Source organism: Okeania sp. SIO2F4, assembly GCF_010672385.1.
Classification (GTDB): Bacteria; Cyanobacteriota; Cyanobacteriia; order Cyanobacteriales; family Microcoleaceae; genus Trichodesmium.
In genome coordinates, this window is sequence record NZ_JAAHGT010000186.1 from 1 (window position 1) to 12,585 (window position 12,585).

Here is a 12,585-nt window from a genome sequence, read left to right on the forward strand (position 1 = left end):
GAAGAGGGAAAAAATCCATGGGGAGAATTTCTGCCAATTTTAATCTTCCTCTATTTCCGGGAGGCTAGCTAATCACTGAAATGATAATTTATCTAATTCTCTATCTATTAAACAATTAGTAGATTTGGCAAAAATCAGGAACAGGGAAGTCGGAAGAGGGAAAAAATCCATGGGGAGAATTTCTGCCAATTTTAATCTTCCTCTATTTCCGGGAGGCTAGCTAATCACTGAAATGATAATTTATCTAATTCTCTATCTATTAAACAATTAGTAGATTTGACAAAAATCAGGAGGAAGGAAGTAGGAAGAGGGAAAAAATCAATGGGGAGAATTTCTGCCAATTTTAATCTTCCTCTATTTCCGGGAGGCTAGCTAATCACTGAAATGATAATTTATCTAATTCTCTATCTATTAAACAATTAGTAGATTTGACAAAAATCAGGAATAGGGAAGTCGCAAAAGGGAAAAATCAATGGGGAGAATTTATCCAAATTTTAATCTTCTCTATTCCAGGAGGCTAAGTGCAACTATTTCCAATTCCCTTCCCTCACTAATACCACTTTAAAAAAAGAATGCTACAAGAAAATACCTCTAGATAGGAGATGTTTAAAAAGACCATATCCAATTAATTTAAGATATCTATATCTATCATATTCCCCTTTTCCCCTTGTTTTCAGGATTTACTCATTCTTCCTTCTTCCTTCTTCTTTCTACCATTTGTAAAAAACATTTATAAAATTGGTATAACATACTTTTTCAGCAAACCCTAGTTAAAAAAATGCAACATAAAGAACATTACCAAAACCTGACAAATTATTTTAATTCTGCTCTAGGAATTTTAGAACTTGAGCCAGATTCTCAATTGAGAAAAGATGTAATTTCTATCTGTGAGTATCTGGCAAACCCTTCTTTTAAAATTGCTGTTTTTGCTCCGTTTAATTATGGTAAGTCTACCCTCCTAAATGCTTTGTTAGGAGAACGGACTTTACCTATCGATCTAATTCCCACTACTGGAGCAGCAATTTATGTGAAATATGGCAAAGAGTTACAAACAAGAATTCAGTTAAAAGATGGGAGTATTATTAATGCCAATGGTACAGATATTCTTAAAGAATATGCTGTGCTAGATGATAATCGGCAAATGCGAGATGATGTAACTTCAGTAGAAGTTTATTGCCCTCATTCTTTTCTGGCAAGAGGGGTAGAATTTTTAGATTTACCAGGAACTAATGATAGGGAAGCTCAGAATATTTTGGTGCAGGAAAAATTATTAACTGCCGATCTAGTAGTGCAGGTTTTAGATGCTAGAAATTTGATGACTTTGGGTGAGCGAGAAAATCTCAAAGATTGGTTGGGGGAACGGGGTATTAAGACTGTGGTTTTTGTGGTTAATTTTATGAATTTACTCACGCCAGAGGAACAAAAAGAGGTTTCTAATAGAATGCGGTTTGTGGCAGAAAGTTTTCGCTCCGAACTCCCGAATAATATTAGTAATTTGCATCGGGTTGATGCTTTACCTGCTTTACGGGGGCGGTTAAAAAGCGATGTTTCTGTGGCACAAACAACGGGTTTAGCTACTTTTGAATCTGCTTTACAAAGTATTGTTAAAGTTTATGGAGAAAAGACAAATATTCAGTTATCCAGGGTACAGACGATCGCTTCTCAGTTATGTCAAGTAATCAAGGCTAATGCTAAGGAGGTAACTAAAGAGTTAATTTCTATTCAAGAGCAGAAAAGTGAAAAGTTTGAGATTCAAAAAAGAGCAGAAAAGTTAATTAAAGAAGGTTTCGAGAGAAGCAGTTCAAATTTTCAGAGTTGGCTATATTTAACTAAGCTTTTGGAAAGGTATCAATTTGAATTAGCTGTAGTTTTAGAACAGAGAACTTTTAATATTTGGGAGTCAGAAAAATTTCGACCAGAAGCTCTGAAATATAAACAAGAAATTAGTGAGTGGGTAGATAAAGCTTCTGAGTTTTTTCAATCAGAAGAAACAGAGGAATTAATAATTACATTTCCTGAAGCTCCAAAAGTTTTCTTGCCACCCCCACCCCCATCAGAAACCAAAAAATATGGTGGTCTGAGAAATATAGCGATCGCCTCTGGAATAGGTTGGTTATTAGGAGGTCCGATGGGTGCTGCAGTTGTTGGTGGAGCAACCTATCTTTTGAGTGATAATAAACAGAATAAATCGCAAAATTTAGCAAGTTATAAAGAGCAAGTGAAACAAGCTTATGCTAATGCAGCTAGAGATTATTTAAGTCGTTTTAGCACTGTAACTTTAAAAGCAGTTGAGGAATATGAAATAATCGCGGAAAAAGTTATTAAAGTTCCTATGAGTCAGCAGTCACCAGAGGTAATAAAGTTAAGAAGTAAATTGCAGTTATTGAATAATTTATCAGTAGAAATAAATCAGGAATTAGAATTTTTAGTTGGTTAAAAGGTGAGTAAAAAACCTAACCCCCCAACCCCCTTCCCTACGAGGGAAGGGGGAGAACAGTCACCCCTATCCTTGTAGGAGAGGGGTTGGGGGAGAGGTCAAATAATTTATGATCGCTTAGATATATATTTTCTGAAAAACCAAACAAATATACTAGTACTCAAAATTACTATTAATTTGAATATCAATGTATTTTCACAAATAAAAGATTTCTCAGAAAGAATTAATTCACATTGTCTTTTGGCATCATTATCCATAATAGTAACAATAGTCACTCCTGTACCTACCACAGTAATTAATTCTTGAAAGTTACGATCGCTCTTAGCTTTTTCTATTTCTACTTGGCTGCGGATAGCGTTAATATTACCTTCCAATAATTGCAATCCCTGGTCAAAATTTTTTAAATCTCTTGTGATTTGGAAAAGATATTTTTCGTTAACTAATTTACTAAATTCTTCAAAAAATGCGATTGATGTTTTATTTATAGTGATTTTTTCTCTAGCTTTTTTCTGGAGAGTTTGTAATCTTTTATCGTAATTACTTAAATTTATTTCTATTGTGCCTTGTTGAAATTTTAAATTGTTTATATTTTGGGTATATTGATTGATGAGAATTTGGAATTGACTCAAAATATCACTAATTTCTTCCAACTTATTAGCTTTTCTATTTCCTTTAGTAAGATTTGCTTCTATAGATTTAATTGTTGTCTGAATTTGACTAAATTTATCTTTAATTTGATTGTTTAAAATGCGAGTTTGGCCGTAAGACCAAACGATTTTATGGTGATAATAAAATAACCGCATCCAGTCTGCATAAAATCTACTTAATTTGTAAAATGTTGCTTGGTCTGGATAAATAGCAATAATAATATGTTGATTTTGAACAACAGTAATAATTTCTTTATCTGTTAATTTGACAATCTGTTGTTTTAAGCTCTTATCAGAATATTCAAAAATCGTTGCTCCGATAAATTCACCTTTGCTTTCATATTCTATTTCTTTGGCATTGGGAAAAATTGCTTTACAAGATTCTTGGGAAATTTTTTCTATTTCTTGTGGGGTTATTTCTGAGGAATTGGGTAGGTAGGTGGATAGCATCCAGCTCTGACCTAATGTAGCATTATTTCCTCCTAATTTTTGTTGAATTTTTGCTTTTAATTCGCCAAAATATTCTGGTGTTTTTTTCTCAGGTGCAGCAACTTCTAATAATAATCCATAACTATCTCCTAATCTTACTGGATAGTAATAACCATCTTCTCCAGAACTATTAGGATCTAAGGGAGCATAAGTAGATTTGAGCAGGTGAATATATTCTACCTCTATATCTTGGTTATTTTCTTGTCCGTCTTGTTTTAATTTTTCCTGAACAGTTTGATGGAATTTTTGATAAAAATATTGGCGTTTTTGTTCTATGTCTGTTTCATCATCACCGAGACTGTTTCTCAAGTCATAGAGAAATAAGTCAATGGTAGGATTAATAATATCAGTCATGTTTTTAGTTATTGGTAAGGTTATTAATCATACAAGACCTTGAGATACTTCGTTTTAGATATCCCATCTCAGATATCCCCTAACCTTCCTCAAAAAGCTATCCCTTGTAAGGAACTTCTAAAACCCTTTTGTAATAGGAAAATGGGGAGATGAGAACAGACCCCTAACCCTTCCCAGGATGGGGAATGTGGGGGGAGAGTGAGTACCAAATTACAGCTTGCAGGAAAAAAACGTATTTTTAAATACATTTACTCTTCCGAAATATCCATTGAATAGCAAACCAATAACCTCTCTGTTTTGTCAAATTTATAGAACCCATGTGGTATTAATCCCCACAATTGAATTTTTAGATTTCTCCAGAAAAGAGGGAATAGAGAATAGGGAGAAGTAATTGATAACTTATGGATAAGAATTGAATTGATTTTTGATTTTTGGAGAGGTCTTTTGATTTAGGAATCTGGAGTAGGATATAGGCAACACGAGAAAAAAGTTTAAAAATACTCCCACACACCTCATCTAACTATCTTCCCTACTCCACCACTACCCTACTCCCAATCTATTTTTAAATAGATCCCAAATGGGTTATATATATTGTCTGACTACTTCTGACTAATCAAATTCAATAATTTATCAAACTTACCAATTTTTTTAACTGTTTCTGATGGCTCTGGTGATGAGATAATTTGGATAGCTGCATTGGTAATTTCATTACTTTGAAAATCAGACATATCAACATCAGGAATAGGACGTTCTAGGGGTTGATTTTCCTCAGTCGGGATAACTGTTTTCATTTCTTCAGTATTAGGGATTAAATTTTGAGGAATCTCATCAATTTTTTCTAGCTTAGAGTTAATACTTTTAAAAACTGTATTGAGAGATGGGTTATTGTTAATTATTTCCATGAGAGTTGGTTCAATATCTTCTTCCCAAGCTGTAGGATCAAGGGATAATTGTTGACCGGCAAGATAAAGATTTTCTTTTTCCTCTGCATTTAGGGGACTGTCTAACTCTTTGATTGCTAGTAACATGGATAATAAGAATTTGTTCGCTGAATCTTTCATTTTGTATCTCCCTGATTTGCTGATTGCTTTCTGTAGTTTTAGATGACTTTAGTTATCGATCTTGATTAGATTCTTGTTTAAGATATCTAGATACAATCCCTGATTAATACGAAAACCTAGTTTAGTAATTAAATCATCCATTAATGGCTGAATATTAGTCTTCCTTGTTTAGCAATTAACAATATACCTAAAATACCAATGATATTCAATCTTAAACTAATGTTTTTTTATACCAGGTTTTTCATCTATGATTACTAATTCGGAAGCCAAAGAAACTGCCAAAGCTATTGTTTCTGATTCTCCTCGATGTAATTCATTCTCCAACTCTTCCAATAATAACCGATTCTTTAACTCACCTTTTTCTATCCAAGATAAAGTTTAAACAGTGAAGTCCTTCGGTAAGTTTTGGTCGGGTTGAGTTAGAATTAATTTTTAGTTTTTGTTTCAATAAATTTATTTATTACCCACTACCGCTACATATAGTGTATAAATTCCTTATATTTCCTAGTAAACCCACTATCATTAGTGTAATTGCATAAGTTATGACATATTTGATTTCTGAATAGTTCTCATCTTCTTAAGTAGGGTACAATCTAGTGGTTGTTTGTCAGTTGTACTTAGACATTTTCTGGTAACGTCAAAGTCAGTCTGGGCAAGGGAATTACGTTGATCCCCTAAAAATGCCTAAAACCCTTGCTTCCATACGGATTTATACCTTTTTGACGTAAAAGCTTTTGCCAATCTATATTTTAGCCTGTTTTCTGGTTATATTTTTTTAAGTCCCATTGGTATAGTAGGATATAGATAAATTTACTTAAATTCTCCCTTTTTCAGAGGAGATTCAGGATTAAAATATTACCTCAATCACTGGAAAAATACTGTAATTTTTTTTATAAACTTTTTAAATAATCAATATAATTATTAATTATGAATAGAGAAGCATTAGTTGTAGGAATTAATTCTTATCCATTTCTCAAAAAAAAGAAGCCTGGAGATTTAAACCTTAAAGCACCCGTAAAAGATGCGGAAGCTATAGCCGAAATGTTAGAAAAATACGGCAATTTTCATGTGCAACGTTTACCTAAAACTTACAACCAAGAAGGTCAAGCTAGATTTATTCCTAATGGTCTTGTAAAAGTTAATGACCTGGAAAAAAGGATTATTAATTTATTTAATCCTCCATCAAAAAATGAAGTTCCTGATGTAGCTTTACTCTTCTTTGCCGGACATGGTTATTTGAAGGAAAAAGGTGGAATTCAAGAAGGATTTTTAGCTACCAGTGATGCTCAACTTAAAAAGGAGAAATATGGTATTTCTTTAAACTGGTTAAAAGAATTATTAAAAAATAGTCCAGTTAAAACACAAATAGTTTGGTTAGACTGTTGTTTTAGTGGGGAATTTTTGAATTTTCAAGAGGCTGACCCTGGTAGTGGAAAACAAGTAAGTCGCTGTTTTATTACTGCTGCTCGTTCCTTTGAAACAAGTGTAGAACAAATAGATGGAGAACAGGGTGTTTTTACCGCTAGATTACTCAAAGGTTTAAATCCCGAAAATTCGATTGATGGTTGGGTTACTAACTATATTTTGGCAGATTCTATTAAAAAGAATATGCGTCAGACTGCTCAAGCTCCTGTATTTCATAATTCAGGAAATGCGATTATTCTGACTACCAATAGTCCGACTCAACCCGTAGATGAACGCTGGAAAAATACTCCTCCTTATCGTGCTCTATCTTATTTTACAGAAAAGGAAGAAGATGCGGTATTTTTTCATGGCAGAACTCGGTTAACAGATGAATTAATTGACCAAGTAAGAACTAATAATTTTGTGGCAATCTTAGGAGCTTCCGGCAGTGGAAAATCTTCCTTATTAAGAGCAGGTTTGTTATATCAATTGAAGCGGGGGCAGAAAACGTCGGGAAGTGACCGATGGCAATATCTAAATCCTTTTACACCGACTGCAACTCCTCTGAAAAATATGCAAAAGACAATTAATATAGAAGGGGAAAAACCAGAAAATTTAACAGAAAAATTAATCGAATTTATTCAGTCAGCAGAAGCTGAAAGAGTCATCATGGTAATCGACCAATTTGAAGAATCTTTTACCCTCTGCGAAACTCACGAAAAACGACTTGAATTTTTTGATTGTTTTTTAGAAGCAATCAAAAATGAAGCCATTCAAAAGAAATTTTGCTTAATCTTAGGAATGCGGGCAGATTTTCTCGACCAATGTTCAAAATATCCAGGATTAGCAACTCAAATAAAAGAACATCAATTCTTAGTAACGCCTCTGGAAAAAGAGGAAATAGAGGAAGCAATAAAAAAACCAGCCGAATTAGTAGCAATGGGAGTACAACCAGGATTAGTTGCGCAAATGACAGAAGACTTTTTGCGTAACCCTGGTAGTTTACCTCTCCTGCAATATACTCTAGATGTGTTGTGGAAAGATGCCACTCAAGGAGAAGAGAAAAGTAAATATTTAACTCTGGAAACTTATCGAAAGTTGGGTGGAATTAAGGGTACTTTGACGAAGCGAGCTAATGAAGTTTTTGAGAGTCTCAATGAAGAGGAAAAGTCAGTTGCAAAACGGATATTTTTAGAATTAGTACAGCCTGGGGAAAAGCAAATAAATGCGGGAAAAATAACAGATACTCGTAGAAGAGTAATTTTAGAAAAATTGCCCAATGAAAAACATAGTTTAGAGATGTTGTTAGAGGTAAGTGATAAATTAGCTGACCAAAATAATCGGTTAATTACTAAAGACAAGTCAAAAGCAGGAACATTATTAGATGTTATTCACGAAGAATTAATTAGAAGTTGGGACAAACTGAGGGGATGGGTAGAAGAATATCAAGAAGTTTTGCCGTTGGTAAGGAAGATTGAAGCTGATGCAATGGAATGGAAAAAACACGATCAAAAAGATGATTGGTTATGGCGAGAAGGGCAGTTAATGAAGGCAGAAGAATATATAGCCAAGTATGGAGATATAGGTTTATTGGATGGATTTGCTCATGATTTTGTTAGGGCGAGTCAGGAGTTGAGAACTCGTTGGGAAGTTGAAGGGAAAGAACGGAAAAAAAGGGAGTTTATACAGGAGCAAAAAGCCAGGAGGTTAGCTCAAAGACGGAATCAAATTTTGGCTATTTCTTTGCTGTTTATGAGTGGGGTATCTGCTTTTGCTGTGATTCAGCAAAGAATAGCTAAACATAATAGTGAAGCATCCTTTGCCCGTCAGATGGCAGCAGAAGCAGAAGTCGCCATTGCTAACTGGAACTGGTACGATCGAGGCACTTTATTAGGACTCCAGTCAATGGTTACAGTTCAAGAGCTGCACAAAAATAGGTATGTATGGTGGAGGAAAGCCGTCAATAAATTCTTAGGCGATCAGCCTTTATATATCCCCCAAAATGCAGCTGATGGAGCTATCCGTAAAGGGCTAAGTCAACTACCAGATCATCTCCATACCCTCAAGCACGAGTCTGGAGTAAATATAGTAGCATTTAGCCCCGACGGCAAAACCATTGCTACTGCAACTGATGACAAAACTACCCAGCTCTGGGATACTACCACGGGCAAAGATATCGCTACCCTCAACTACCAGGATCGGGTAATAGCAGTAGCTTTTAGTGCTGACGGTCAAACCATTGCTACAAGAAGTGAAGATAAAGTTGCCCGCCTCTGGGATGCCAAAACAGGCAGTGCTATCGCTACTCTAGTCCACCAGGACGGGGTAAATGCAGTAGCCTTCAGCCCCAACGGTAAAATCATTGCGACTGCAAGTGATGACAATACTGTTCGCCTCTGGGATACTACCACGGGCAATGCCATCTCTACCCTAGTCCACTATTTCCCGGTAAATGCACTAGCCTTTAGCCCTGATGGCACAGCCATTGCTACTGCCAGTGATGACAAAATCACCCGCTTCTGGGATACCGCCACAGGCAAAGAATTTGCTACCCTTAACTACAAAGCAAGGGTACATAAATTAGTCTTTAGCGCCGATGGGAAAAGAATTGCTACTGCCAGTGATGATAATACCGTTCGCCTCTGGGATACCAGAACCTGTAAAGAAATCACTACCCTAAAGCACCAGGATAAGATAATAGCACTAGCCTTTAGCCCCGATAGCGAAACCATTGCTACTGCAAGTGATAGCAATACAGCTCGCCTCTGGGATACCTGCACTGGCCAAGAGGTCGGTATCCTCAACCACCAGTATAAGGTAAAAGCAGTAGCATTTAGCCCCGACGGCAAAACCATTGCTACTGCCAGTGATAACAATACAGCTCGCCTCTGGGATACCTACACCCGCAAACAAGTCGCTTCCTTTAATCACCAAGACAAAGTAAATGCACTAGCATTTAGCCCGGAAGGCAAAACTATTGTGACAGCAAGTTATGACAAAACTGCCCGCCTCTGGGATACGAATATCGCTAAAGAAGTTACTACCCTCAAGCATCAGTCCAAGGTAAATGCAGTAGCCTTTAGCCCGGACGGCAAAACCATGGCGACAGCAAGCTATGATAAAACTGCCCGCCTCTGGGATGCCTACACCGGTAAACAAGTTGCTACCCTCAACTATCAGTCTAAGGTAAATGCAGTAGCATTTAGCCCTGATGGAAAAACCATTGCCACAACAAGTGACGATCGAACTGCCCACCTCTGGGATGCTGCTACTGGCACAGATATTGTTACCCTCAACCACCAAGGAGAAGTAACAGCAGTAGCCTTTAGTCGTAACGGTAAAACCATTGCTACAGCAAGTAATGACAAAACTGCCCGTCTCTGGGATGCCAATACTGGCGAACAACTTGCTACCTTGAACCACCAAGGAGAAGTAACAGCAGTAGCCTTTAGTCGCAAAAGGAACCTCGTTGCAACAGCAAGTGCTGACAAAACTGCCCGCATCTGGGATGCCAATACTGGCGAACAACTCGCTACCCTTAACCATCAAGGAGAAGTAATAGCAGTAACCTTTAGCCACAACGGGAAGACCATTGCAACAGGCAGTGCTGACAATACCGCCCGTCTCTGGAATACGAAAACTGGTAAACAACTCGCGACCCTGAACCACCAAGGACAAGTAACAGCAGTAGCCTTTAGCCGCAAAAGGAACCTCGTTGCGACCGCAAGTGCTGACAAAACTGCCCGCATCTGGGATACAAAAACTGGCGAACAACTCGCTACCCTACTCCACCAGGGTAGAGTAAGAGCAGTAGCTTTTAGTCACAACGGGAAGACCATTGCAACAGGCAGTGCTGACAATACTGCCCGCCTCTGGGATACGAACACTGGCAAACAAGTTGCTACCTTCAACCACCAAGGGGAGGTAAGAGCAGTAGCCTTTAGCCACAATGGCAAGGTCGTTGCGACCGCAAGTAATGACAATACCGCCCGCATCCATTGGGTAAGGCCAAAAGATTTAATTGCAGAAGCTTGTCGCCGTCTTGGTCGGAATTTAACAGCAGAGGAGTGGCAGCAGTACATGAACAGTAACTTTGATACATACCAGAGAACTTGTGATGAACTTCCAGTTCATCATAGTTTAATTACAGAAGCTAAAAATCTAGCAGAAACAGGAGAAAAAGAAAACATAAAAACAGCTATTTCTATCTTGAAACGCGCCCAAAAATTGGAACCAGAAATTGACCTCAACTATGATACAGAAACTATAGAAACAGACCCCGAACTTGTAGCAAACAAATTTGCAGCTTCTAGCAAATTAGAAAAGGGTAAAAAATTAGCAATACAGGGAAATATAGAAGGGGCAATTTCTATGTTGAAACGTGCCCAAGAATTATTACCAGAAATTGACCTCGATCCTGATACAAAAACCAAGGAAACAGACCCAGAAGTTGTGGCGAATAAATTATTTGCTTCTGGTAAAGTAGAAAAGGGTAAAAAATTAGCAAAACAGGGAGACATAGAAGAAGCAATTAGTCTTTACGATCGGGCACAAAAATTAGATTCGGATGTAGAAATAGATGCTGATGATTGGGTAGAATTATGTCGGTCTGGTAGCTTAAATAATCACGTTCAAGATGTTATGTTTGCCTGTGAAAAAGCAGTATATTTAAGTCCTGATAATGGTGGGATTTTAGGTATTCGTGGTTTAGCGAAGGCATTAAATGGAGATGATCGGGGAGCAATTGAGGATTTTCAATTATTAGTTGATTCGATGAAAGATGAGGAGAAAAAGGCACGAGTTAAAGGTTGGATAGAGACTTTGAAAAAGGGTAAAAATCTGTTTGCTTCTGAGGTATTGGAGGAGTTGAAATCGAAGTCATAAGTTTGAAGTCAGAAGTCAGAAGTTAAGTAGTGGTGTAGCACAGCTACAATGTGGCAATAGTAGGGGCGGGTTCCCCGTTAAATTAATCAGTTTTCACATTAAGGAGATGAAAAGAATAAACTTCAGTATTGCAAGCTTCTCTCTGTCTTTCCTACGGAATGCTGCGCAAACAGCTAGAGGTACTGATAACTGATAACTGATAACTGAAATGAGTGAAACAAAAATAAAAATAGACCTACCACCACCTTTTCCCGACCATACTCAATTACCAGATGAAGACGGCACTTTTGTGAAAAATTTCCAGGAACACCCCCAAAGCATCCTTTTAACTGATTCTATCGGAGCAATTTTACAACAGCGACACCCAGATGGAAATTATGCGATCAGACAAGATAGTGGTCTCTATTGGCGAGAAACAGAACCCCCCGAAAAAGGTGCAGAAGCACCAGATTGGTTTTACGTTCCCGATGTACCACCACTATTAAACGGTGAAATTCGTTGTTTCTATTGTCTGTGGCGAGAATATATGGCACCTTTAATTGCTCTAGAATTTGCCATTGGAGACGGAACAGAAGAATTAGACAAAACTCCTTTGTCAGTTTCTGAAGATGGTAAAACAACAAAACCAGGAAAGTTTTGGGTATATGAACGCATAGTCAAAATACCTTACTACGGAATTTATATCATCAAAACTGGCAACCTAGAAATGTATTATTTAGAGGATGACTCTTATCACCAGATGTCTCCTAATGAGCGCGGTCACTATTTCATTCGACCCCTGGGAATAGAATTGGGAATATGGCAAGGTTCCTATCATAACCAAACTCTATCATGGTTACGCTGGTGGGACTCTGAAGGTAACTTGTTGTTAACAGGAGCACAAAGAGCAGAAGTAGAAAAAGCGCGTAGCGATCGCTTTGCTGACCAAGCAGAACAAGAGCGTCAACGAGCAGAACAAGCAGAACAAGCACAAAGAAATGCTATTCCTCAATTATTAGCAACGGGAATGAGTGTGGAAAAAGTAGCACAAATTCTTGGTTTAACTATTGAGGAAGTGAGAGAAATTTATGGTAGTTAAGTAAGTTTGGTAGGGGTTTGGTGACCAAACCCCTACGATATTGGCTCTAAGAAGCTGTTTGTAAACTCATAAAAACCTCTCTCCAAACCTCTCTCCTGCGAGGAGAGAGGCTCCGGCAACCCCCATTCCCTTATAGGGAAGGGTGGCAGGGGGGGGTTAGGTTTGCGCGGATTCAGAGAAGAGAGGCTCCGGCAACCCCCATTCCCTTGTAGGGAAGGGGGGAAGGGGGGG

At 37.5% G+C, this 12,585-nt stretch carries 6 protein-coding genes; 3 read left to right on the top strand and 3 right to left on the bottom strand.

Features of this window, described 5'->3' with window-relative positions; all coding sequences use genetic code 11:
* Window positions 1-778: 778 nt before the first annotated feature.
* Window positions 779-2,437, top strand: a complete 1,659-nt coding sequence (locus F6K22_RS14120) for a dynamin family protein (RefSeq protein WP_293098615.1) — start codon at window positions 779-781, stop codon at window positions 2,435-2,437.
* Between the two features lie 107 nt (window positions 2,438-2,544).
* Here F6K22_RS14120 and F6K22_RS14125 read toward each other — a convergent pair whose 3' ends face one another.
* The 3 genes from F6K22_RS14125 to F6K22_RS43490 all read right to left on the bottom strand — a co-directional run bounded on the left by F6K22_RS14125 (window position 2,545) and on the right by F6K22_RS43490 (window position 5,354).
* Window positions 2,545-3,927, bottom strand: a complete 1,383-nt coding sequence (locus F6K22_RS14125; protein ID WP_293098617.1) for a hypothetical protein — start codon at window positions 3,925-3,927, stop codon at window positions 2,545-2,547.
* A gap of 599 nt (window positions 3,928-4,526) precedes the next feature.
* A complete protein-coding gene (locus F6K22_RS14130) occupies window positions 4,527-4,988 on the bottom strand; it encodes a hypothetical protein (RefSeq protein ID WP_293098619.1) in 462 nt (153 codons plus the stop codon).
* Between the two features lie 216 nt (window positions 4,989-5,204).
* A complete protein-coding gene (locus F6K22_RS43490) occupies window positions 5,205-5,354 on the bottom strand; it encodes a PIN domain-containing protein (protein WP_483244134.1) in 150 nt (49 codons plus the stop codon).
* 561 nt (window positions 5,355-5,915) lie between these two features.
* Between F6K22_RS43490 and F6K22_RS14135 the strand changes: the two genes are divergently transcribed.
* Window positions 5,916-11,276, top strand: a complete 5,361-nt coding sequence (locus F6K22_RS14135) for an nSTAND1 domain-containing NTPase (protein WP_293098621.1) — start codon at window positions 5,916-5,918, stop codon at window positions 11,274-11,276.
* Window positions 11,277-11,484: 208 nt separating this feature from the next.
* The gene (locus tag F6K22_RS14140) at window positions 11,485-12,354 is read left to right on the top strand and encodes a Uma2 family endonuclease (RefSeq protein ID WP_293098623.1); all 870 of its coding nucleotides are present in this window, start codon (window positions 11,485-11,487) and stop codon (window positions 12,352-12,354) included.
* The last annotated feature ends 231 nt before the right edge of the window (window positions 12,355-12,585 follow it).

Bases quoted from the DNA above. Each gene is read 5' to 3' on its own strand.
- F6K22_RS14140 (WP_293098623.1), top strand. From the start codon at position 11,485: ATGAGTGAAACAAAAATAAAAATAGACCTACCACCACCTTTTCCCGAC.
- F6K22_RS14135 (WP_293098621.1), top strand. From the start codon at position 5,916: ATGAATAGAGAAGCATTAGTTGTAGGAATTAATTCTTATCCATTTCTC.
- F6K22_RS14125 (WP_293098617.1), bottom strand. From the start codon at position 3,927: ATGACTGATATTATTAATCCTACCATTGACTTATTTCTCTATGACTTG.
- F6K22_RS14130 (WP_293098619.1), bottom strand. From the start codon at position 4,988: ATGAAAGATTCAGCGAACAAATTCTTATTATCCATGTTACTAGCAATC.
- F6K22_RS14120 (WP_293098615.1), top strand. From the start codon at position 779: ATGCAACATAAAGAACATTACCAAAACCTGACAAATTATTTTAATTCT.